Raw genomic sequence first — 25,548 nt, forward strand, 5'->3', positions numbered from 1 at the left:
TCAGTCCTCGTCATTCAGCATCGGACGCGGCTTCCACCCCTGGTCGTCCGAAATATGTCCCGTATTCATGATCAGGCGCACGCCAGGCTCCACTTCGCGCATCGACATCGGTACCGTCCAGTTGTCCCACGCATGGATGCCTGGTGACTTGATCAGGGCGACCATCGTCGCCGCCTGCGCGCCGCGTTTTTCGTAGGCCAGCGTGCGACCGGGGACGCTAACTTCCTTCGCCCATTCGTCCGCGCGTTCCTTTAGTTCACGCTCGGCCAGATTCTTGATGGTGGGCGTCTCACCGACGTTCCAAGCACGCCGCACCAGCACGTCGATTGCTTTGGTGATCTCCGGGTTGTCGGACTTGTTCAGCTCTCCTGCACCCACGTTCGGGCTGAAGGCATCGTTCTCCAGACGCATCAGGGAGAGGAGCGCACCGGTCAGCCCTCGATCCATCGCGCGCGGCGAGAATGGCGTCACCGACTGCGCTTCCACATGCTTGTAGAAGGTCGCGTGGTAGTGCTCGAAGGTCTCATAGTGCGAGAGATCACGCGGACGCGCCCATGTGAGCACTGTGCAGACCAAACCTGGGAAAGAACGGCCCACGCGGCTGGTCGCTTGGATGTATTCTGCGGTCCCTTTGGGCTGGCCATTCACCGCCATCAGGCCCAAGCGATTCACGTCCACGCCGACCGACAGCATGTTGGTTGCCAACACCACATCGATCGCTTGCACGTCATCCTTCAGCCATTTGGTTTCGTATTTGCCTGTGACAGCGTCAAATTCCGACTTGAACTTAACTTCAAGCTGGTCGAGATATTTGGGTATGTCTTGGCTAGATACACGAGAGGTCAACTCACTGATGTTTCGGACACTGCGCTGTGCAAGCGCGGGGCGTTCGACCATGCTCATTCGCACGCGGTAGGAACGTGTCTGCACGTCGTCCTCAGCCAAGCGCCGCATGCCGCCCAGCTCGCGTAGCGAGTTGAAGTAGCCGACCATCGTCATGTACGGATCGGCGGGTTCACCGAAGCGGTCGAACAAGGCTTGGGCTGCGGTCAGGAAAGCGGTATAGATGCGAATCAGCATCGCAGGGCGCGAACTACCAGGCGAGCACACGCCCAGATAACGCCGTCCGGGTTGATCGTCGATCAGGCGTTGCACCGAGAAGTAGTTGTCCTCCACGTCCAAGCCGTGCGGCGGGAACACCGATACGCGTCGCATGAACACGTTGTTGACCTGCTCCTTGGCCTTGCGCACCGTCGCCGTGGACGCGACGATCTTCGGTTTGACCGTCTTGCCATCAAGCATCCAGCCGCACAGCTCATCGACGGCGGATTCGTACAAGCCGACCATTGTGCCTAGCGGGCCGCTGATGAGATGAAACTCGTCCTGGATAATCAGATCGGGCGGGCGAATCGGCGCGACGATTCTGACCTTGACCGCAGGCAGCCCTTTCCCGGCGGTGTGATTGCCGGTACAGTCTGCCTCGCGCCACAGCAGGCCGTGGCGCTCGCATTCCTGGCTCACGCGACCGAACAACGTGCGCACCTGACCGCGCCACGCCATCATGGCGAATTTGTCCACGGTGGCAATCATCATCGTCGGGGGGCGGTGGTAGATTTCCTCGTCCACCGTAAGTACCGGGATGCCGGGATGCGAGAGATTGCTCGATCTGCCGCGAGAAAATGCGCAACTACTCTTCTTGTCGCCGCAGTAAACCACTGTTCGGCCACGATCCCTATCAACAACAACATCCTTTCCAGGATCGATCGCTGAGCCGCACCAAGGACAACTGGTGAGCTGAATAGGTGAGGTACGTCCTGCCTTGTTCTTTCCTGAATCTCGCAGGGCTTGAATGGCATAGTGGCTTTCTTCGGTCGTACCCGGCGTCACCTTGTTGCCGACCCACAGCCCGATGCTGAAAGGCTCCTTGCCGAGAGACTCATCACCTTGTACGTGTGCATCGCGTCGGAGCTTTTCCATCGCGCATATCAGGGCAGTGGCGCGCTGGAACTGCTGCAGAGTCAGCAGGCGCAGGGTGTAGCGCATGATCACAGCCAGACCGCGCGAGCCGTCATAGCCGCCGAGTTTGCCTTGCAGACGGCGGATCGCCATCGTGAAGGCCGCCACGCCCAGGTAGGCTTCAGTCTTGCCACCGCCGGTGGGAAACCACAGCAGATCGGCATGGGCCTCCATCGGCTGCACGCGATCCGGATGCGTTGGGTCGGCCAGCGACGGAATCGACAGAAGGAGGAATGCCAACTGGAACGGACGCCAGCTTCGGTTCTTCGGCAGGTCGAACTGATCGACCGTCACGTCCCGGCCACGCCGCACTTCAAGCGCGTACTGGCTGCGCACGCGCTGGATGGCCATCGCCCGGTTGGCGAAACGAAAAGCCTTCAGCGCCTTTTCGTCGTTCTTCAGCGTATCGATGCCGTGCTGCAAGCGCGATTGGATTTCCCGACACCGTTCCAGTGCCTCTGCCGCCGACGTGTCATACCCAATCACGTCCTCGCCGATGCGGTCCCGTTGCTCGGCGATCCACGCCAAATAGTCCTTCGTCAGCAAGTTCAGGGCGGCGACCAACTCATCCACGCCAAGCGTGGCGAGGCGCTGCATGTCGAGCAGACCGCTCGCCACCATCTCCCTCATCGCTGCTCGGTCGGAGGGGTCGAGGCCCGGGGTCTCCGTGACCTGCACTTCGTATTGCGGCATAACAGTGGTGCGCACCTCGGTGGCCAGCGTCACATCGTCCGCCGTCTCGGCGTGGATGGCAACGCCATGCCCAACCGCGAACTCCACGCGGTTGCGGTAGATCATCTCCAATGATTCGCGCTCCGGGTCATTCCCGTCGGCATCCAGCACGGGGCGGCGGCGGAAGATGTTCCGAGACGAAGCCTCTCCTTCTGCGCGCACGATTAATTCTGGCTGAAACAACCACGCGGTGTCGCGGTTGGTGTCGGGCTCCTTCTGAGCGTTGATCAGGAACAGCGTCACCAATCGGTCGCCGTTGGCGTTCTTGGCTCGGATGGAACCCTGTATCCGCACCGCCGGCCGATTTGCGTCCGGTGCCTGATGGCGAATCACGCCCTCGGTGAGCGGCAGCATCAGCTTCCCGCCGCAAGGAATGCGCTGCCAGACCTTGGCCTTCTGTCCGTTGGGTCGCGTCAGCTCGTGTTCTTCGTTGGACACACGCTCGTAGCTGCCCCAACGTGCCTCAACCTCAATGCATTCGACGTCGCCATCGACGCAGAAGGTCATGCCGAAGCTGCTTGGCACCAGGGATTGATTGCTGGCTGCGTCGATCTCGTCGGTGGAGTCAGATTCCGGCTCCACCCGCCCGGTCGCCGTGCCGAACTCGGCCCCCGGTTCATGCTGGCCCGGCACGATTGGGTCGGTGGGTTCCTCCAAATCGTCCTCAGCCAGGGGGCCTTCCAGCCCTTCGATGCCACCCTGAGCATCCTCGCGAGGTGCCAGCTTGCCGACCAAATAGCGGTCGCGCACACTCATGTCCACGATGCGCTCATGCGGGCCGCCAGCCGGGCCGAGCAGGTCGTCCACCGCGGCCAGTTGCAGCAGTTCGCGGATGTAGGCCCGATCTTCGACCGGCAACACGCCATCGACGGTTTGATGCAGCGCCGTGGACAAGGCTGCGACAAACTCGTCCCACAGGATGCGCCTAACGTTCCCCAACGACGGCGGGGCCAGCGAAACGCTGGCGAGCGGCACTGGGTCATCGGCGGTGGACAGCCTGTCGAAGAAGATCGTGGTGGTTTCGAGGTCGGAACGAAGCTGCAGCACCCGCCCGACACGGACGATCGCCCCTGCGGCGTTCAGGACAAGCACCCAAGCGTCCTCGGCGATGTCCTGATACAGGGAACGATCGCCTTTCAAGACCAAGGTGTAGGGCCCGAGCCTACGATCGGCGCAAAGACCGTGATCGACGGCGATCCACGCGTTGGGATGGCCGGTCATCTCCATTTTCGAATCACTCTTCATCATCGATCTCCATACCGTTCCGTTTGATCGACACGTTCCCTCGTGCCGTGGGCAATTGGCTCAATGTCACGATGTGGGACGACACGGGCAATGCTCTCTGCATCCTCCGTTAACCCGAGCGCCACGCCCAACCTGCCGCCTGCTCCGATTTGTCGCACATTTCCAGAGGCTGGATTCAATTCGATGAGTCGGAAATGTCTCGGAGAACTCGGTCGCTGCTCCACTCGTAACCTCACTTCTCCTTGCACCGCCTCAATGGCTTGGCGATACAGGACGCAATTCGCCCCCCCGCCAGTGACGAACATCGGCAAGCCCTCGCGCCACGCCGCACTACGCGGGTCTCCCCGTACGTTGGTGCGAGTTCCCTCAATGACCCCAACAATGCAGCGAACGATTTGTCCCACGAACTCCTCATCAACTGCAACGACCTCGTTCACAGGTTTGCCATTTCGTTGCCCGAAGTCCTCGGCAGATTCAACGGGCGCAGCGTCGTTCCACGAAAGCTCAAGGTCGAGTCTGGAATGACGGGAGTGGCGCAGATAGTGAGTTCCGAGCGGGCGAACTGCAGAAAAGAAGATTGGAATGCGCGGTGGAGACGCTCGATCATTTTGCAGAACGATATTGAAGGTCGCTACATCAAGGGTGGCCGCACCGATGTCGATCAGCGCATGCAGCCCTTCCTTCACCTGCGAAGACCCAAGATACGCGGCAATTTGGGCGACGAACTCCGGAACGACACCTGGTTCTGCCTCGAGGTCTGTGTCGCACTCGACCAAGCTCCATGCAGCCACAACATCCTGCTCTTTGATCTGCTCTTCCGCAGCCAACAACCAGGCCGTTCGAGCAATGCGCCGAAATGCCTCAATGACCTTGGGGTTCTCGTGCGGCTTGGTGGGGCAACCGATATTCAGTTCCCAGCGCAGCGAACGCCCGACGAGTTTTCGACCGATCTCCGTATTCCGGTACAAGAATGCTCTCGAGTATCGGATGACCAACGCCAGGTACGCCACGGTGGCTATCGGGCACTCATCCGATCCGGCCATCTCTATGACCGGGAGCTTGAGATTCCCTTGGATATCGGTCTCAGTGAACCGCTTCCAACCGTACACGCCATCTGGCGCACGAACGACGAGACCGGGCACCACATAGCGCCCAGTCTCTGAATCGTCCCCTGTGACAGGAGACCATTCCACGGGCGCCAGATCAATGCCCGCTCGAATCGCTACTTTTGTAAAAGCAGTTCCAAAATCCACCCCGATTCTGACGGCCATGGGTGTCGATCTTCCGCCCCGATGCTCCGGATGCTGCAACGATCTACCGACGGCACTCCACTCCGGCATGATCAAGGAACAGCCACCATCGATGTGAGGTCTGAAGGGTGGCGGTAACGACCTGCCGGGTCGCGCCGACGGCTTGTCGGCAGATGTCCCGACATTGTCCGATGTCGCGGATTGCTGGACGGGCTTCCCGGTAGGTGGGCTCTTCGGGATAGTACCGTCGCCATTCAGCCAGGAGGGTGCCGGCTCGAACTCGACCTCGGATTGCTCATCTCCTCGTTCTTTGCCACGTGCCGACTCGCGCAACCTCACTTTGATATCCCGCAGTTGCTCTTTCCAACTCTTCATGGACGATCTCCCGCCCGCACCACGTCCACGAGCAAGACGCAGATATCACGCGTTTCAGCCGAAAAGGCTTCGCTCTTACGTGCCAGCGTCGCTCTGCGGGTGTCCATCCGGGCCAGAAAATCCTCCATCTTCTTGCGCTCTGCGTTCGCCAAGCCCTTGCGTCGTTTTCCGTCCGGACTACTCCCATACAGTGATGCATAGTATTCGTGGCTGTTGATCCGCCTCTCGAACCCCTCACGCTTCTTGCGAATGTGGTCGTCCAATAGCTGCGAAAGCACGTCGGTGCGATCTCGGTTCTCGCGCCATTTTTCATCCTTGATTGCCTTGTACCGATCCCTGAGTACTTCCTCAATTAGCTCTGCTGCCATCACCCCGACATCAGGAGCGATATCGACCGCCGCCGTCGGCCAGTCGTCGCCCGCTTTCCTGACCGAGTCGAGCAAGGCTTCCGCCAGTCGATCGTCGAGGGGGAGATCACGGTCTAGTGGAACGGCAGCGACCAGGAGATGCTCCTCCTCCTTGACCCCGGAGAAGCTAGCCAATCGGGTCATCAGCGCATATCGGCCCGCCTTTACGCCATCGGTGGTGACTCTGGCAGCATAGAGAGGAAAACGATCCTCTTCCCCTTCAGCTTTACGCGACAGGAAACGAACTATAGGATGAAAGCGATGGACAATCTCTTCGCCGGGCTTGGGCTTGTCGGTGATCCTGTCGGTGAAGCGACAACGCTTCGTCTGACCGGAGGCAAGGCCAGTCTTCCCGACGAGATTCTCCCGTCTCACGAACTCATCCAACTCTGCAGCAACGCTGGGACTCAAGCCGATGTCGAACGTGTCGGAATCACCATGCGCCGCAAGGAAGCGACAACCGGGAGCATTCCTGAGGCATCCAGAGACGTAACGGATCAGGTCATGACGGGTGACGATCTTTCCATCGCCGCGCGCCGCTTCGATCTGCGCCAGTAACTGCTGACCGTGGGCCACCAGCTGGATCGCCTCTCGTTCCAGTTCCTCCTGTTTTCGCTTGGCATTTTCGATTGCCAGCGCCACCTCCTCGATCAAGCGCGCCTCTTCGTCGGTGGTCAGGTGTTTCGACAATAAAACGTTTTCGAGCTTTCTGACTTGACCGAGAATTTCCTCCGTTTCCCCCAAGGTGCTCTCGAAAATGCCAATGCGCTTGGCCAATCTCGCGAGAATCAGCGCATCGATCGTCTCCTTGTGAACGAAGTTCCATACCAAGATGCGCTTAGACTGTTGGCCGATGCGATCGATACGCCCGATACGTTGCTCGATGCGCATCGGATTCCATGGAAGATCGTAGTTGACGACGAGACGGCAGAACTGCAAATCCACACCTTCGGCAGCGACGTCGGTACAGACCAATACACGGCAATTCCTATCCTCGCGAAAACCGGAGACCACGGCCTCCTTGTCAAAGTCAGCGCCACCCATCAATAGCCCGGCTTCCACGTTTTCGGCGGAGAGACGCTCCACCAGATAGCGCGCCGTGCCGCGAAAGGTAGTGAACACGATCGCCTTGGCTTCGCGATCCTCGGCCATGAATCGCTTGAATGCTTTGGAAAGCTCGGCAAATTTCGAGTCGTTCCTGCTCAGGTCAGCAAACTTGAACTGGCGCAGCGTTCTGCTCGCCAACCAGCGTTTGAGACCCGATGTCCTTTCCGCCAGCTTTTCCTCGTCTTCATCGACTTCGTCCATCGCCGCAGCCATGGCATCGGCATCAAGCCCGTCGTCACGCCAAGTCCGCAGCAAGGCAGCCGGACTGGAGGCAACCATACGCTGTGGTGTGGAGAGCAAGAAACCGTGCTCAATGCCATTGGCTAGTGCATACTCTCGCGTTCCTTCGGTGATCGCTTGATAAAGCTCCCGCTCCACGGGCGACATTTCCGCCTCGAATACGGTCGGGTCACGCAACACCCGATCAGACTGCACTTCCCGTTTGCGGGTTCGGCTGACGATATGCGCAAGCAAATTGAGCCTTTCTAGTTTGGCCGCGATATCGATGCGCCTGTCATTCGTCCAATCTGTAATCGCCTCGGCTTCTTCGATCAAGCGATCGACACGCTCAGATCGCTCGAACCATCGTGACGACTCGATTTCGCGGATTGCCGCCATGATTTGGTCGGCATCGCTTGTCGGGTTACGCACGACGTCACTCGCGGCAATCACCGGGCGGTTGGCGAGGACGACGTTTCGGAAATCCTCCGGATACTCGAAATGATCTGGATCGAGCAAGCGCAGTACATTGAACAAGTCATCCGAACCAAGGTTGATCGGCGTAGCCGAAAGCATCAACTGGTGCGTGCTGACATCTCTCAGCAAGCTGCCCGTCCGCCATGCGCCCGTTTCTTCGTTGCGCATGTGATGCGCTTCATCGAAGATCACCAAGTCCAGCAACGGTTCTTGATCGGCATGGTTGTAGAGCAAATCGGCGAGACGGGCGCGAACCGACCGCTTGGGCTTGTCGCTATCGGTTGCATCCCAATCACTCGGAACCCGGATGCCTTGGTAGCTGACGATCCATGCACGTTCCCGATGCTCGGTCGAATCCAGTTCTTGCCGTAACGTTTCCGCATCGACGACACGAGCATCCAGACCGAAGCGTGACGAAAGCTCGAACCGCCACTTCTCCCGAAGCATGGCGGGACAAACCACCAACAGTCGGCGCATGTCGTAGCGGGCGCGAAGTTCGGTCCAGATCAATCCCGCCTCAATCGTTTTGCCCAGACCCACTTCGTCCGCGATCAGCAGGCCGTTGACGGGGGAATCCAGTAGCGTCAACAACGGCTTGTACTGATGCGGGTAGAAGTCGGTCTGCGTCAGACCCATGGCATACACGACGTTCGACAGACGCCCGGCCAGATGGATCTGCGTCAGCAACTGGCGCAGATGATCCACACGTCCATAACGTCCTTCACGGATCAATTCCAGAGGATCGTCACCGCCTGCATCGGCAGCAACTAATTCCTCCTCGTAGTGCCAGTCCAGGCGGCCATTCCAGTTCACGCGATACTGGGAGCCAGAAGTGCGCGCACGGGTCYGATCGGTGATCGTGCCGATCTTGGCCGGATCATCGATATGACGAACGAGTTGTCCGGGATTCCACGGCATACGGGGCACTCCTCGCTATTCAATTGCTCGGTATCGAGTTCCGCGCCGTTCACCTTGGCGCTCGACCTTGCCGACCGCGATCAGTTCGGTGATCGCAGCGTTCCATTGGCCGTCAGCAATGCCAGTGGCAACAAGGACGTCGGCCTTGGCGTGCCAGCCGTCGTGCGTGCTCAGGAAGCCAAGGATCGCCCTAGTTGGCGTGGCACCGTCGGCGCTAGCTGCAACCCCTGCCTCGAAGTCAAACGAGGATTGAGCGGTAGCGGCGCTGGCCCTCCGACCGGCGCGCGGGGCAGGGGGAGAAGCACGTGGTATGGCGTCGGCATGCAGCCCTTGGGCGACCTGCTCTTCGTACCGTTGACGGTTCAATTCCGACAGTCGCCTGAGCACTTCAACGCGCGCTGCCTCCGAAATAGTGAAGCGAACGCGGTCACTCTCGGGCAGGTACGGCACCTCGTGGAACCCGTGCTCGAGGTCGAGGTCGTCCCAGTCGTAGGCACGCGCGACCATAGCATCCATTTCGCGTTGCAACACACGAAGCCTTTCGATACGAGGATCGTGTTCAGCGTCACTGTGGAAGCGGTTGTAGAGCTTGGTCAGGCCAATCTCACTCTCTTGCGCTATTGATGAACGTAGATCCAAATAGCTCGTTCCGATGTCGTGAAGTGTGTCCTTTCTAGCTGGCTGCGGCATGGTCTCAAAGCTGTCAGTTGCCGTATACCGCATCCTCGTTTCCTGCGTCGAAGACTGCTTGCGAGTCCACACATCGTGAATGGAGGACTGGAGAAGCGCTAAGTTCGCAGCGTCGCTCAAGGCAAAGACAAACAGGTCGAGCGTAAAAATCCGATCGTTCGGCAAGAATGCGGCATTGAGGAACTTCGATACTCTTGTAATTCCGATGATCCTGTTCATCGGCTCACTTTCTACCCAATTCGTGGGATGCCGATCGAAATGGCGACCGCGGCCGATGGCGTGGTACATGGCAGGCCTCTTTTCTGCGAATTGCCACCAATAGTCTCGATACACCTTGCGATTATTTTTTTGACGCTCGTCCTTTACCGTTTCCTCAAGTCGACGCCACGGCAGTTTATATTCCTTTGCGCGCTCTTCCGTCCAATCCCAAAAATTGATCACCCAACGGCTCGGCCTCTGTTCAGGATCTGAATTGAGGTCGTCGCCGTTGATATAGGGAAAGATCACCTCGGCGTTCTTCGGGTCGGCATCCAGCATTCGGCGTGCCTCATCGTGCGAGAGCACGAAGCCCATCCCTAGCGCGATTGAGCCTTGATACGCAATACCTTCGTTTGCTTTCAAGCGCTTCGGGCTCCATTCCTCACGATTAGAAAGGAAAGCCGAAATGAATGGTGCCGGTTGGCCGTGCAGCGAGCGCTCGCCTCTCCATTCGCCCTTGTGGACATGCACACGGCTGGTGACAACTGCCGCCTTCCCAGGCCAAGGCTCATTGGGGTAGGCCGCATGGATGACGGCACCAGTGCCAACCATGGACTCTAGTCCGACCTGCCTCGTATCTCCTTCCGCAATGGTGTTGACTGCAAGCAACCCAAAACCACCGCCATCGCGTAGCAAGCTCCACGTACGCAGAAAAAAATAGGCAACCAGATCTGCCGAGCCGCGACGCCCCTCAGCGATGTGTGCGACCAGCCAATCGCGGAAGGCAGTGCCCGCAACACCGGTGATGCGCTGTCCGCCCAGGAAGGGGGGATTGCCGACAATGCCATCGAAGCCTCCACGTTCGCGCGCGAACACTTCTGGAAACTCCAACGGCCAATGAAAAGGCCGACGTGCAGGTTTGTTGGCATGCAGATTGGTCGAGAGTGCAGCGACCGATCTCCGGTGCATCGAGGCGAGCACTTCACGGTCGCCTTCAATGGCTTGCCCGGCTTGGATGGTCAGCGACGCTAGCGTGCTCTCCAGTGCGGTGCCAGCACCTGCCGCGAACACTTCGCCGACGAACGCATCGGCGATGCACTCCGGTACTTCGAGCCTGCGGCGCGCGTCGGCGTCCAGATGCACCATGGCTTCCACGTCGCGGATGTCACGGATCGGCATCTCCCGCAAACGCGACCGCAGCTCGATAGCCTCTCGCACGGCTTGTTCGACGTGCTGGCCGAAAAGACGTAGCTGACCCTGGCCTGTGGAATTCATCGAAAGCTGAGTCAGTTGATCCAGCCGATGGATGCCGAGCAGGCTGTCGCCATAGCGTAGGTTATGGTCGAGGAAGCCGAAAGGCCGCCCCCTGGCCAGCGTCACCAGCCAGATGGAGAGCTTGGCCAGTTCAACCGCCAGCGGGTTCAGATCGACGCCGTAGAGGCAGCGTTCGGCGATGAGGCGGCGGGCGACGATGGTGCGCGCCTCGGTGTCGCGAGACAGCGGCTCGACGTTAGCGTCGGCTCCCTCCACCCGTCCATCGGCACCAACCGTGCTACCTTGAGCCTCGGCCTGCGCCCACGACTCAACCAGCCGATCGGCCAGCCAGCGGCATGCTTGCACGAGGAACGCTCCCGAACCCATCGCTGGATCACAGATCTTCAGGTTGAGCAGTTCAGCGGGCGATTTCAACGTCCAGTCCGCGCGCGGCGTGCCCTCCGCTGGGCCGACGTAGGCGATGGGCGTAAGTGTCTCGGCGACGATGGCCTCGGTGAGCGACTTCGGCGTGTAGTGGGTGCCGGTCTCGCGCCGGTCGGAGCCAGTGGTGACGACGAAGGCTCCCGAGGGATAGACCAGCGGATAGCCCCAAGGATCGGTGCGTACCAGATGGGCGAACGGTTTGATCCGATCGCGCAGCGCCGTGTCGCCGTGGCAGGTCGTCAAGATGCGATCGGCGAGCGCGTCGTCCACCGGACGCGCTAGATCGTTGCGCACACGGCTAGCGGAACTGCCGGAACGCTGCTGGAGCAGTTCGGCGAGTCGCTCTGCACCGTCCAGCCGTCCGGATTCGAGTTCGGCCAGCGTGACCCAAGGCGACTGGGCGCTCTTGGTGGCGTCGAGCTCCAGCGTGACCTCGGTTGTGCGCTTGACGGTGCGTTCCAGCAGACCTTCATAGACGTAGCCAATCTGTTCGACGTCCAGCGCCCGATATGACAGCGTGCGGCCCTGGAACTGCTGGATGGCTTCGAGCAGTAGCAAGACGGTGCGGTTGTCGATCGGCAGCGGCTTGGCGACATCGATACGCCAGTCCGAGCCACGAGCGCGGCCTTCGAGGAAGGGGAAGCGATTTGGATCGAACAGCGAGCCGCCCAGCGCGGGCAAGCGCAGGTTTTCGTGCTCGATACCGCCGTAAACGGCGCGGAATACGGCCAGCAGGCGTGACCACGCATCCCAGCGGCGCTCCAGAATCTCATCCGATTCGGCGCGCAACTGCATGCGCAGGGTCGAGAGTGCGTAGTTGGCTTCGTAGCGTTCATCACCCAAGAGCAGCAAGCCGCGTTCTTCGGCTGAGAGTAGGAAGACCAGCCGCATCATCACCGTCAGCGCGGCTTCGTAAAGTTCGGCTTCCTTCACGCCGCGCAGCAACTCGCGGCTGCGGTCCTGATCGGCTTTGTCGAGCGCCTGGATCAGCACCTCAACCGCACGCCGCACCTGCTCGCCCAAGGCGTCGGTTACTTCGTCCTGGAACTTCTGCGAGCGGTCGAACAGCGCGGGCAGTCGTTCGGATTCGTCCACGAAGAATCGCCGGACGCCCAAGAGGTGGACGAAGGCTTGGAGAGTGGCGGGTTCCTGCCCCCAGATGCGCGCATACCAACTGGCGAAAGTGGTGATCGCGCCCACCGGCGCATCGACCAGCATCCAGCGTTCGCCGTTGGTGACAAGGCCGAGACGGCATCCCTTGGCGCGGCAAAGCGTCACCATGCGTTCCGATGGTGTGCTGGCCCAGCCGTCCTGCTTCGAGGTGGCATCGAGATCGACGTCCGGCCCATAGGCATGGACGAGCATCAACAGCTTGTCGTCGTTGCCGACGACCGCAAAATCCGGCGATAGCCTCACGTCGTGCTCGGGCAGGCTGGCGTTCGAATGCTGGGCGCACCAGTCCTTACCCTTCAGCACGTCGCCGCGACCGTCCTCGTCGAGTTCCAGCCCGCGCGACAAGACTTCGTCTATCCACGCCGCATGCAGGTCGGCAAAACGTGGATCGTCCGTTTCCTGCGCCTCGCGCCATTCGTCGTAGGCTTGCCGCAGCCGCTTGCGCCTGGCCGCATCAAGCTCTTCCAACCCCTGCGGGAAGGCTTCGCTCAACACCGGAACTGCGAGGAACGGGCCGGAAATCTCGATAAGCGAGAGCCAGTCGTGGTGGATGTCGCGGATGCTCATGCGGAGCCTCCGGCGGATTCGGGAATGACGAAGATCACGGCGACCGGGAAGGTGCGATCGGCGAGCTTGGCGTAACGGGCTTCGATGGCCTGCATTTCCATCCGGCGTTCCTCGGGGATGCGCGCGAGGCGTGTTTCCAGCGCCGTGATGTCGCGCCGGAGCTGCGTGCGCTCGTCCTCGGTGAAGAGCGAGAGCTGTTCGGGCTGCTGCCCCTTCTTCAGTTCGGAATGTATCGCTTGTTCCAGTTCGTCGAGCACGGTGCCGATGTCGTCGATTTCCTGCTGCTTGCGGGTCTGGAGAGTGTTGGTCAGGAACCGGAGACGTTCCTTCGAGCGGGCATCGACTGCTTTCAGGATGGCTTCCTGCTGGCGGTCAAAGCGGTTCCGAAGCGCATCGAACAAGGATGGGCCTGCTGTGATGGGTTTTGCCTCATCCAGCCATTGCTGGATACGGGTGACGCCTTCCTCGCGGCGGAAGGATTGGTCCCGCAGGTAGCCGCCCGAAACCGTCAGCTCCTCGTGCAGCCTATGGTGGTTGCCACCGGTGACGACCAGCCGCGAAACAACAACCACGGCAGATCCGTCAATGTGCGCGTCAGGCACCGTACGGACGGTGACGCGGTGCAGCTTCTTCACGTCGTCCTGCGCCCAGATCTCGGCTCGCAACAGGCGCAGGCACATCTGCACCAAGCGATGATTCAGGTGGACAAGCACGACATCGTCCCGGCCACTGGCAACCGTGTGGTCGAAGGTGATGGGCCGTATCCGCTGAGTGTGCGGATGACGCAATCCTTCCAGACAGCGCGCCCAGGAACCGGAAAGCGCGGGCATCCGGAAGACGCTGCGCGAGGGCGCGCCCTCCAATTCGACGGGTTCCAGCGGCGGACGGCCCGCCAACTCGAGGCCGGTCTTCACGGCCATCAGAACGTGGTCGGGCGTGAGGTGGAAATCCTGCTGGGTGGTAAGCAAGCGACCGTGCAGTTTGGCGACGCGCTCTTTCAACTCGCGCTCGGCGCGGACGAAGTTCTTGGCTCGCGCGATCCGAGCTTCGGCGAGGCGGGTGTCCAAGTCCTTCAGCGAGCCTTCGATGAGGCCGGACATCTGCGGCGCGATGACGGGATTGACGCTGCCCATGTCGGCGCGCATCGAATCCAACTTTCGCAAGGCGCGCAGGATGTCCTCACCGTGGCCGCCGACCGACGCGCCACCCACGTCACCGCCATCGACCGGGTGCCAAATCAACACTTCCTTTTCGCGCTGGCCATGACGATCGATTCGACCGTTGCGCTGCTCCATCACGTTGGGGTTGTAGGGAATCTCCAAGTGAATGAGCCGATTGCAGTAGTTCTGCAAGTCGATGCCTTCGGATGCCGCATCGGTGGCGAGCAGGATTCGGACGGGTGAATCTTGTGGTGAAGTTTGGAACGCGGCCTTGATCGGTTCTCGCTCTTCTTGGGAAAGTCCACCATGGAGCTGGGCGAGGCGTTCGCCGCCGAAACCATGACTGGCGAGGATTTGATGTATCCACTGGTGCGTGGTGCGGTACTCGGTGAACAGAATCACCCGACGGTCGTTCCACTGGCCACCCGGCTTGAGATTGACCGTTAGCCAGTCTAGGATGGCCTTGGCCTTGGAGTCGGCCTGATTCCGCGCGCGCTGAGCCCACCCCCTCAGTTCGTCCAGAATTGCCCGCTGCTCCGCTGTCGGCGGCGATGCACGCCGTGTCGCTTCCTCAATGGCTTCGGCTTGTGCGTTCTCGACCTCCCGGTCGTCGGCGTAGTCCTCGTCTGCCTTCAGGATGGCCTTGTGCAGGATGCGTTCGGACATGTAATCCGGCCTTGACGCCGGAGCCGCACCCGACAGCGAAGCGACGTGTTTTTCGAGTGTGGACGCGAACGCGGCGGGTGACGAAAGCAGGCGTTTCTTGAGGAGCCGGTTGACGAACGCCGTGCCGAAGCCGTTGCCTGCCTTTTCTGCGTCCTTTTCGCGGCTGACGCAGTAGTCATTCAGCTTGCGATGTATCTCGCGCTCGTCTGCCGCGTATGGGACTGCGAGTGCCTGTAACTTGCGCTGCGCATACAACGGATTGCCCTGGGCATCGACCAGATCGCTTTTCAGGCGGCGGATCATCACCTGACTCAGCCGTTTCTCGTCGGGGAGGATGTTGCGTGCGAAGCGTTGGTCGTCAAGTAGTTCCAGCAGCGAAGTGAACGATTCGGTGTAACCATTGTGGGGCGTCGCGGTCAAGAACAGCCGATGCTGGAAGTGGGGGCCGATGGCGCGAATGAAACGCGTGCGCTGGCTTTCTAGTGCGTAGTGTGCGCCCGCAGCGGGAGCGACGTTGTGTGCCTCGTCTACAACCAACAGATCGAACTTGCGGGGGTGACCAATATGCGGAGGAATGACGTCGCGCATGGCACGCAAGCCTTCGCCGCCCTTGGCCCAATCCATCGACGTGATGAGGCGCGGGTGCGACGTCCACGGATTGGCGTGGATGCCGCGTTCCCGCCGCAACTGCTTGATGTAGTCGGTGTCAACCACGCGAAAATCAAGGCCGAACTTCTCCAGCATCTCGACTCGCCATTTCTCCTGAAGCGATGCGGGGCAGACAATCAGGACGGTGCGGGCGCGGTGACGTAGTAGCAGTTCCTGAATGACCAGACCAGCTTCGATGGTCTTGCCAAGGCCGACGTCATCTGCGATGAGCAGATTGACGCGAGCCATATCGATGGCCCGCACGAGCGGATCAAGCTGGAAGTCCTCAATGCTGACGCCGCTGCGGAACGGAGCCTGAAGGAATCCCCGATCGGCATTGGTGGCCGCGCCCCACCGCACGGCGTCAAGGAAGGCGTCGAGCGTGTTGGAGTCATCTTGGCCCGTGACTGAAGGAAGGCCAGCCCGCTCAATGACCTGAGCGCCCGGTTCAATCTCCCAGACGACTTCCAGTTCTTCGCCGAGACCGTCTTCGTCGATCGACGATAACGTCAGGCAGTGTTGAGGAGTACCGATATCAAGTCCGGCGGCATTGACGTCGGCGACAACCCACTGACGACGGCGCACTTCGACGAGCTGCCCTGGCTCGGGGCGAGCGCGATATGCCTGAGATTGTTGTTCGTTCTGGACGCTGGCCATCATTCTTATCAGTTCTTCTCATTCGCGCTGGTCGACGCCCCGCGATGCTTTGTGTCGGCCAACGCGACCATGCGCGCGACGATTCGGGCGGCCTTGGTCGGTGGTTCGTGCGACCAGAAGCGGAGCACCGTCCAACCTAGGGATTGCAGACGTTCATTCGTGTCCGCGTCCCGTCGCCGGTTTGTTTCAATCTTCTCCCGCCAGAACTCCGCGTTCTGCTTCGGCCACGTGGCGTGTTCGGGACAGCCATGCCAGAAACAGCCATCGACGAAGACGGCTATCATTCGACCGGGGAACGCTACGTCTGCGACGCGCCGCGGATTTTTCAACACTTCGTAGTCGACCCTGTAGCGCAGACCTATGCGGTACATCTCCCGTCGCAATGCTATTTCCGCGCCCGTTCCCTTTTGCCGCACTTTCGCCATACGGCGACTGGCATCGGATGACGAAGACACGGGTCGACGCATTGGATAACCTTCGTAAGCCCATCACCGAGCCGCGAGCAATGCGAGGTGCTGATTGATGCTACGAGCGATGGCGCGGCCGAGATCGACTGGAACCGCGTTGCCGATCAGCCGCCCGAGCACCGTGAAACTCACCTGGCCGTCCTGCGGGACGAACGCGTAGTCGCGCGGAAAGCTTTGCAAGATCGCCGCTTCCCTCAGAGAGATGGCTCGATCCTGCGCGGGGTGTCCGAACCGACCATTGCCGAACCCGTAGCACTGGGTCGTCATGGTCGGCGCAGGCTTGTCCCACTCCATGCGTCCGTAGACGCCCGGATAGGTGCGTCCGCTTTCGGAGCGGTGACATTCGGCGATCAAGTGCTTGGGCCAATCGCGCCATGTACCGCCGGGCTTGGAGACCTTGATCCGCTTAAGATTCTTTTCGGACAGCTTGGAAGAGACGTGCAGCCTGTCTCTGGGCGCGGACTCTCCGGCGCCTATGGACCGCAAGTGCCCGATGGCTTGCCGCACCGTTTTCGGCTTTTCGTGGGTCGGCGAGATCATGCTGATGCTACCGTGCCTAGAAGCAAGTAGCACCATTCGACGTCGCATCTGTGGAACACCATAACGAGAGCTGTCGACGACATCGAACCAGACCTCATAGCCTAGCCGTTCTAGCGTATCCACAAAATCGTGAAATACCTCGTGCTTAGCGACGGTCGGCACATTTTCCATCGTGATAACGTCCGGCAACGAACCTTTGACGAGACGCGCGAACTGATAAAGCAAGCCCCACTTGCCGTCCTTGCCGTCCAGCTCATAGCGCTGAGCATAGGTCGAAAAAGGCTGGCAAGGTGCGCAGCCCGCCAAGATCTTCAGTTCGGCGTCGCCGAACAATACCTCTAGTTCGTCCGTTGTGACCTTACTTATGTCACGTTCGACGAATCGAGCCTGATCATTGTTCTCTTCGTAAGGGAAGCGGCAGGCAGGATCGAGATCGATGCCGGCGACAACGGGAAGCCCCTCTAAAAGGAAGCCATGCGTCAGTCCACCCGCTCCGCAGAATAAATCGACACAAGCAATTTTTTTCACATCAAATCTCTTCTTCCGGTGTCGAGAGACGATCGGAACAAACGGAAGCCAAGTCCTTCATTCCCCTTCCCGATATTCCTTATCTGCTGCACCAGCCGATCGAACCCATTCGTCGACTTCATCGGATTTAAATTTCCAGAATCGACCAATCGATGAGCAGGCATATTCCGCTTGTTGATCCACGCATATACCGTGTCCCTGCTCACGCCGAGGTATGCGGCAATCTCCTCGACCGACAACCAGCGATCTGTCATGTCGACTTCCACTCAAAAGGCAGGACTTCCCTATCGCATCATCGCATGAAATCAGTCCTTCTGGAGCCTGATCAAGCATGGTCTGATCGGCTTTAATCTGGTTTTGGCCGATTCCATCCGGCCTTGTAGTTCCCCAGCTCATACAGCTCCGCCGCCCTCGCCCCATGCCACCGATGCTTCTGTGACGACGCGTAGTCCCGCTGGTTTCCCTATCGGCACAGCTCCGCAAGCAACAGCCATGACAGCGGCGATTGGAGTACGCATATGAGACGCATGACGGTTACATCGACCGCAAAAGAACAAAGGGGTTACAGGAAAAATTCCTGCAACCCCTTGATTTCATTTGCGCCGCAGGTCTCGAACCCGCCACAGTTCAAGCCGACTGTGTAACTCTGCCCGTGAGTGCTCTACGTCAAGGGCGGACGCAGTGCCCAACCCAGTCCGATTCATTTATTTGTGATTTTTCGCAACTATTCTGAAAACCTACACGAAACATCAAACATCAATATTCCGCGCCACCAACGCATTACTCTCAATAAAATTCCTACGCGGCTCAACCTCATCCCCCATCAGCGTAGTAAAAATCTGATCCGCCGCAATAGCATCCTCAATCTGCACCTTCAGCAGTCGGCGCTGGGTAACGTCCAAGGTAGTCTCAAAAAGCTGCTCAGGATTCATCTCCCCCAGCCCCTTATACCGCTGACGAGACACCCCGCGCTCAGCCTCAGACAGCAACCACTGCATAGCAGCATGGAAGTCATTCACCGTCTGGTCGCGCATCTTCTCGCCTTCACCACGGCGCACCTTGGTGCCTTCCGCAATCAGGCCCTGGAAGGTCTTGGCGGCCAGCGACAGCGCTGCGTAATCAGCACCGTGCACAAAGTCCGCATCCAGGTGAGACAACCGCACATTGCCATGATGCCGGCGGGCGATCATCAGGCGGTGCTTGTCCGTCTTCTCGTCAAATTGCGCATAGACATCTGCCGTGCCGTCGTCATTCACGGCGGCGCCCAGCAGGGTCTTGGCGTGCATTTCCGACAGCTTGGCCTTGAGCGCGGTGGCTGAGGCTTCGGCGGCGGCGGCGCTGTCCAGGTCCAGCTCGATGCCGTCGGCAATGGCGCGCAGGGCGTCGCTGTCCACGATGCGGGCCAGGCGGCCGATCACGGCTTCGGCCAGTTGGTACTGGCGGGCCAGCTCCGTCAGGGCGTCGCCGGCGACTTCGCTGCCGTCGGGGTTGACCAGGGCGGCCTTTTCCATGGCCAGGCGCAGCAGGTAGGCGTTGAGCTCGTTGTCGTCCTTGATATAGCGCTCTTCCTTGCCGTGCTTGATCTTGTACAGCGGCGGTTGGGCGATATACACGTGGCCGCGCTCGATGATGTCGGGCATCTGGCGGTAGAAGAACGTGAGCAGCAGCGTGCGGATGTGGGAGCCGTCCACGTCCGCGTCGGTCATGATGATGATGCGGTGGTAGCGCAGCTTGTCGAGGTTGTAGTCGTCCTTGCCGATGCCGGTGCCCAGCGCGGTAATCAGCGTGAGCACTTCCTGGCTGGAGAGCATTTTGTCGAAGCGGGCGCGTTCCACGTTCAGGATCTTGCCCTTGAGCGGCAGGATGGCCTGGAACTTACGGTCGCGGCCTTGCTTGGCGGAGCCGCCTGCGGAGTCACCCTCCACCAGGAAGAGTTCGGACTGGGCGGGGTCTTTCTCCTGGCAGTCCGCCAGCTTGCCGGGCAGGCCCATGCCGTCGAGCACGCCTTTGCGGCGGGTCATTTCGCGGGCCTTGCGGGCGGCTTCGCGGGCGCGGGCGGCGTCGACGATCTTGCCGCAGATGATCTTGGCGTCTACCGGGGTCTCCAGCAGGAAATCACCCAAGGCCTTGGCGACGAGTTCTTCCACGGGCAGGCGCACTTCGGAGGAGACGAGCTTGTCCTTGGTCTGCGAGCTGAACTTGGGCTCGGGCACCTTGACGGAGAGCACGCAGGCGAGGCCTTCGCGCATGTCGTCGCCGGTGGTTTCTACCTTGGCCTTTTTGGCGATCTCGTTTTCTTCGATGTACTTGTTCATCACACGCGTCATGGCGGCGCGCAACCCGGTCAAGTGGGTGCCGCCGTCACGCTGCGGGATGTTGTTGGTGAAGCAGAGTACTTGTTCGTTGTAGCCGTCGTTCCACTGCATGGACACTTCTACGGCGATACCGTCTTTTTCGGTGTTGGCGTAGAAGATGTTGGGGTGCAGGGTGCTTTTGCCGCGGTTGATGTACTCAACGAAGCCTTTGACGCCGCCGGAGAAGGCGAAGTCTTCTTCCTTGCCGGTGCGCTGGTCGGCCAGGCGGATGTGCACGCCGTTGTTCAGAAACGAGAGCTCGCGGATGCGCTTGGCCAGGATCTCGTAGTGGAACTCGACGTTGGTGAAGATTTCTTCGTCGGCGAGGAAGTGGACTTCGGTGCCGCGCTTGTCGGTGGGGCCGAGGATCTTCATCGGCGAGACTTCCACGGGCACGCCGTCGGGGCCGGGCACGGTTTCCACGACGCGGTTCTGCACGGCGCCTTGGGCGAACTCGAGCAGGTGGGCCTGGCCGTCGCGGCGCACGGTCAGGCGCAGCCACTTGGAGAGCGCATTGACGCAGGACACACCCACGCCGTGCAGGCCGCCGGAAACCTTGTAGCTGTTCTGGTTGAACTTGCCGCCGGCGTGCAGCTCGGTCATGGCGATTTCTGCCGCGCTGCGCTTGGGTTCGTGCTTGTCGTCGAACTTGACGAGCGGGGGAATGCCGCGGCCGTTGTCGGTGATGGAGATCGAGTTGTCGCTGTGGATGGTAACGGTGATTTCCGTGCACCAGCCGGCCAGGGCTTCGTCGATGGAGTTGTCCAGCACTTCAAATACGAGGTGGTGCAGGCCGGTGCCGTCGGACGTGTCGCCGATGTACATGCCCGGACGCTTGCGCACCGCCTCCAGGCCTTCCAGGATCTGGATCGAGCCTGCGCCGTAGCTGTCTTGCTGTTGCGGTTGCGATTGCGGTTGTTGCTCTTCGGTCATGTTCTCTTACTCACGGCGAATGCGGCGATCTCTCGTCACGCCCGGATGGGCGCGCCCGGATCGGGCCGCATAGCGGGTTACATAAAAACGGCAAAAGGGGCGGATCTCGACGATCCTGCCCCTGGTGCGGCGGGTCTTGCGCGGGGCCCCTGGGGCTGCTGCGCAAGCCGTGGTGTGCCGTTAGATGCTCCGGTTTTGCGTATCTTGTGGTCCTTGTTACCGGCTCATCAAATGCGCATCGGCATGACGACGTACTTGAAGTTGTCGTCTTCCGGCACGGTGATCAGCGCGCTCGAATTGGAGTCGCCGAGGCTGACCTGGACTTGCTCGCTCTTGAGGTTGGCGAGCACGTCCAGCAAATAGGTAACGTTGAACCCGATGTCGAGCGCATCGCCCGAGTAATCGAGTTCGAGCTCTTCCTGCGCTTCTTCCTGGTCGGCGTTGGTGGAGCTGATCTTGAGTACGTGCGTATCCAGGATGCAGCGCACGCCCTTGAACTTGTCGGTGGTCAGGATGGCGGTGCGTTGCAGGGCTTGCTGCAGCTTGACGCGGTCGATGGCGAAGGCGTTCTTGTAGCCCTTGGGGATCACGCGCTGGAAGTCCGGGAACTTGCCTTCGACCAGCTTGGAGATCAGCTCGATATTGGCGAAGGTGAACTTGACCTGGTTGGCGGCCAGTTGCACTTGCACGGGATCGTCGTTGTCTTCCAGCAGGCGTTGCAGCTCAAGGATGGTCTTGCGCGGGATGATCACTTCCTGGCGCGACGGTGCGCCTTCGCCGCTGGTGGCTTCGGTGTCCAGTTCCACGCCGCAGTAGGCCAGGCGGTGGCCGTCGGTRGCSACKGCCATSACCTTYTTGCCGTCCACCACCAGCAGCATGCCGTTGAGGTAGTAGCGGATGTCTTGCTGGGCCATGGCGAAGTGAACCATGGCGAGCAGGTGCTTGAAGGTCTTTTGCGGCAGGCTGACCGATGCGCCGAACTCGCTGGCTTCGGCTACCGTGGGGAATTCCTCTGCAGCCAGGGTCTGCAGCGCGAAGCGGCTCTTGCCGGACTGCACGGTCATGCGCTTGTCGTTGAGCGACAGGGCGACTTCGCCGTCGGGCATGGCGCGCAGGATGTCGAGCAGCTTGCGGGCGGCAACCGTGGTGGCCACGGTGTCGCTGCCCACGCCGCATTCGGCGTGCGTGGTGATCTGGATCTCGATGTCGGTCGAGAGGAAGGATACGTTGGACCCGGACTTGCGAATCAGCAGGTTGGCCAGGATCGGGAGTGTGTGGCGGCGCTCCACGATGCCGCTCACGATTTGCAGCGGACGCAGCAGATTGTCTCGCGAGGTTTTGACCAATTGCATTGAATTTATCCTTCGTCGTTTGTAGTAAGCGACCGCGGGTGCGCACTGACTGGCACTAACTTGCTGCGCGGTTTCCAATACCGCTTCCAAAACGCTTTGGAATCAACAAGTTAATTCGCCATTGTACCAAGGATAAGCCGCTGCGGTGAAGCGGGAGAAGCGCGATCAGAGGGTGAAAATTGTGCGCAAAGCGACACAAATTCAGACTTCTTCGGTGGCTGGCGACTGTTGTCGCTGGCCGCCCCCTCCGCCCGCTCGTCCCGACTCACCGCAAAGCCTTAGCCCAGGCCGTTTTCATGGCAATGTTCCGCAATGCCCCGGTGTTGCTTTCCGATTGATTCATGCGCCGGATCCTGCCCGGCGCGTACCCTACAGTATGCCAGCCCCGCGTGACGGGGCCGGGCAAATGCTGCTTCACTGCTGCTTCATTGCTGCTTCATTGTGATTGCACGCTCGGGCTCAGCCCTTGAGCGTCTGTTCCAGCACGTGCAGCTCGTGGTTGAGCTGCGCGTCCTTGCTGCGTTCGTCGGCGATCTTGCGCACCGCGTGCAGCACGGTGGTGTGATCGCGTCCGCCGAACAGCTCGCCGATTTCCGGCAGGCTTTTCTGCGTGAGTTCCTTGGCCAGGTACATGGCAATCTGGCGGGGCCGCGCGATATTGGCGGGCCGCTTCTTGCTGTACATGTCCGCGACCTTGATGTTGTAGAAATCCGCGCAGGTCTTCTGGATGTTCTCAACCGAGATCTGGCGGTTCTGCACCGTCAGCAGGTCCTTCAGCGCTTCACGGGTGACATCGATGGTGATGTCCTTGCCGTGGAAGTTGGAGAAGGCGAGGATCTTGCGCAGCGCGCCTTCCAGCTCGCGCACGTTGGATCGCAGGTGCTTGGCGACGAAGAAGGCGACTTCCTCGGGCACGCTCACGTTCTCGGCGGCGGCTTTCTTCATCAGGATGGCTACGCGCATCTCCAGCTCGGGCGGCTCGATGGCCACCGTGAGGCCGGAGTCGAAGCGCGAGATCAGGCGATCGTCGATGCCGCTGATTTCCTTGGGGTAGGTATCGCTGGTGATGATCACCTGCGCCCGGTTGGCGATCAGGGCTTCGAAGGCATAGAAGAACTCTTCCTGCGTGCGGTTCTTGCCGGAGAAGAATTGAATATCGTCGATCAGTAGCAGGTCGAGCGAGTGGTAGTAGCGCTTGAACTCGTCGAACGCCTTGCGCTGGTAGGCCTTGACCACGTCGGAGACGTATTGCTCGGCGTGGATGTAGCGGATGCGGGCGCGCGGGTTCTCCAGCAACATGAAGTTGCCGATGGCGTGGATCAAGTGGGTCTTGCCCAGGCCTACGCCGCCATATAGATAGAGCGGGTTGTAGGACTTGCCGGGGTTGTTGGCCACCTGGATGGCGGCGGCGCGCGCGAGCTGGTTGGCCTTACCGGTGACGAAGTTGTCGAAGGTGAGGATGTGGTTCAGGCGCGAGCGCTCGTGCACCGAGTCGTTCTGCTGCTGGCCGCCGAGCTGGTTGCCGGGGTGGCCTTGGTGGTTTTGTTGGCCCGGATGCCCTTGGTGACCCTGATGGCCCGGATGACCGCCCTGGTTACCGGGGTGGCCGCCCTGCATGGGTTGCTGCGACGGCTGCACGCGGTAGGAACGGGCGCTGGCTTCGGCCGGGTCCAGCTGCGGCACGTCGATATCGACGATCTCGCCACCCATGCCGCCCATGCTGCCTTGGTTGGCGCTGCCGGGATAGTTGCCGCCATTGCCGCCATTACCGCCATTGCCCGGGTAGGGCGCTTGCCCGCCGCGCTGGCCGCCGGCCTGGTTCATGGGGCCATAACCTTGGCCACCCTGGCCGCCCTGGCCCGGCTGCATGCCAGGCTGGCCGAAGTTCTGCGACAGCGGCTGGCCGGACGGATAGCCGGGGCCGGCGTGCTGCGGCGCCATGCCGGGCTGGCCCGGCTGGCCGGACTGCTGCGGATAGCCGGCGGCAGCCCGGCCCGAGGCGGCGGGGTCCAGGACAAAGTGAACGCTAACGTTGGCTTCCCAGTATTCGCAGGCGAGCGCGGTGATGCGGCCGGAAAACTGGCTTTTTACCCAATCGAGCTTGAAGCGGTTGGGCGCGGCGATGCGCAGCGCATGCGCTTGCTCGTCGAAGCCCACGGGCGCCAACGGCTTGATCCAGGTCTTGAACTGTTGCGGCGTCAGTTCGCGCTCGAGCTGCGCGGCTGCTGCCTGCCAGAAATCTTGCATTGTTTTGTTGTTCGGTGTTCGCCACGGTGCATGGACGGCCCGGCCGAATGGACGACAGGCAAGGATCGGTGAGGCATCCCTGCCGTTGGTTCATGCAACCTGAACGCGATCGCTAAGCGATCCGCAAATGACCCCGCAGCCCGGGCCCCCATGGTGATCGACGCGACAAGCGGGAGCCGCTGACGGGCGAGGCGGCGAAATCGCCGCTTGCCCGTTGCGCGTCCGTTGTCCGGCATGCCAGGGGTGTTGCCCGGGTTGCGCTTGCGCCACGCAGCCCGTGTGGTGTTTGGACCCGGATTGTACCCCCCGCCCCAAGTTATCCACAAAGGATAAGTCTGTGGATAAGTTGTGAAAAAGCAGTGGATTGTTGTGCACAACCCCAGTTCTGGCGCGGGTTTCCGGGTAGCCAAAACGCGGGAAAACCTATGCGAAACAGAGACTTCGCTCACCTCAAGCGACCCCGGGTGGCACCCCCGAAGAAAAAAAACTTACCCACTGGCGATTGTGGACAATGAAATACAACAGCCTGTTGCGTATTTTTAAGGCAAGGGTGCCTCACAAGGCTCTAATCCATCTGCAGTCTTGACACGTCGCGCGAAACTCAGTTAAATGGCGGGTTCTGCGATGCCGCAGGGGATCACGTATGCGCATCGCCGGGTCTGACCTGTTCCGTGCAAAACCGGTGCGTATCCTTGGTTTTTTACTAAGCTGAAGCGCGCCGGAAACAGCTGGATTGGCCGGAACAGGCAGCGGGCCGGGCAGGCTGATGGGGTTGGAACGGATGGGTTGGTTTTACGCTTCCGCTCCGGCAAGATTCCCTCCCACAACTGCTTCGCGCGGCGTCGATGTCCGATTCGTCGGTGCCATCGATTCGCGAGATACACGGTCGGCAGCAAGATCACCACAGCAGTCGGCAACACCGCA

The 25,548-nt window shown here is 60.5% G+C and carries 11 protein-coding genes; all 11 read right to left on the reverse strand.

Going from position 1 to position 25,548, the window contains the following annotated elements:
* Nucleotides 1-3,996, reverse strand: a complete 3,996-nt coding sequence (drmA, locus tag AB4061_RS27060) for a DISARM system helicase DrmA (RefSeq protein WP_441639300.1) — start codon at nt 3,994-3,996, stop codon at nt 1-3.
* Nucleotides 3,993-5,264, reverse strand: a complete 1,272-nt coding sequence (locus AB4061_RS27065; protein ID WP_441639302.1) for a hypothetical protein — start codon at nt 5,262-5,264, stop codon at nt 3,993-3,995. The genes drmA and AB4061_RS27065 overlap by 4 nt, the downstream gene beginning before the upstream one ends.
* A gap of 350 nt (nt 5,265-5,614) precedes the next feature.
* Nucleotides 5,615-8,746: a DISARM system SNF2-like helicase DrmD gene (gene drmD, locus AB4061_RS27070; protein ID WP_441639304.1), complete on the reverse strand. Its 3,132-nt coding sequence runs from the start codon at nt 8,744-8,746 to the stop codon at nt 5,615-5,617.
* A gap of 15 nt (nt 8,747-8,761) precedes the next feature.
* Nucleotides 8,762-13,072 carry an Eco57I restriction-modification methylase domain-containing protein gene (locus tag AB4061_RS27075; RefSeq protein WP_441639306.1) on the reverse strand — a complete coding sequence of 1,437 codons (4,311 nt, stop codon included), beginning with the start codon at nt 13,070-13,072 and terminating at the stop codon, nt 8,762-8,764.
* Nucleotides 13,069-16,206: a DISARM system SNF2-like helicase DrmD gene (gene drmD / locus AB4061_RS27080; protein WP_441639308.1), complete on the reverse strand. Its 3,138-nt coding sequence runs from the start codon at nt 16,204-16,206 to the stop codon at nt 13,069-13,071. The genes AB4061_RS27075 and drmD (AB4061_RS27080) overlap by 4 nt, the downstream gene beginning before the upstream one ends.
* Before the next feature lie 5 nt (nt 16,207-16,211).
* A complete protein-coding gene (locus AB4061_RS27085) occupies nt 16,212-16,658 on the reverse strand; it encodes a very short patch repair endonuclease (RefSeq protein ID WP_441639310.1) in 447 nt (148 codons plus the stop codon).
* A 33-nt stretch (nt 16,659-16,691) separates the two neighbouring features.
* A complete protein-coding gene (locus AB4061_RS27090; RefSeq protein ID WP_441639312.1) occupies nt 16,692-17,738 on the reverse strand; it encodes a DNA cytosine methyltransferase in 1,047 nt (348 codons plus the stop codon).
* Nucleotides 17,735-17,992, reverse strand: coding sequence for an excisionase family DNA-binding protein (locus tag AB4061_RS27095; RefSeq protein ID WP_441639314.1), 258 nt, complete (start codon nt 17,990-17,992; stop codon nt 17,735-17,737). Before AB4061_RS27095 ends, AB4061_RS27090 begins: the two co-directional genes overlap by 4 nt.
* Before the next feature lie 495 nt (nt 17,993-18,487).
* A complete protein-coding gene (gyrB, locus tag AB4061_RS27100) occupies nt 18,488-21,025 on the reverse strand; it encodes a DNA topoisomerase (ATP-hydrolyzing) subunit B (RefSeq protein ID WP_441639316.1) in 2,538 nt (845 codons plus the stop codon).
* 227 nt (nt 21,026-21,252) lie between these two features.
* The gene (gene dnaN, locus AB4061_RS27105; RefSeq protein WP_174424425.1) at nt 21,253-22,377 is read right to left on the reverse strand and encodes a DNA polymerase III subunit beta; all 1,125 of its coding nucleotides are present in this window, start codon (nt 22,375-22,377) and stop codon (nt 21,253-21,255) included.
* A gap of 459 nt (nt 22,378-22,836) precedes the next feature.
* Nucleotides 22,837-24,624, reverse strand: a complete 1,788-nt coding sequence (gene dnaA, locus AB4061_RS27110) for a chromosomal replication initiator protein DnaA (RefSeq protein WP_441639318.1) — start codon at nt 24,622-24,624, stop codon at nt 22,837-22,839.
* Between the last annotated feature and the right edge of the window lie 924 nt (nt 24,625-25,548).

This window comes from Cupriavidus sp. YAF13, assembly GCF_052113425.1.
Lineage (GTDB): Bacteria > Pseudomonadota > Gammaproteobacteria > Burkholderiales > Burkholderiaceae > Cupriavidus.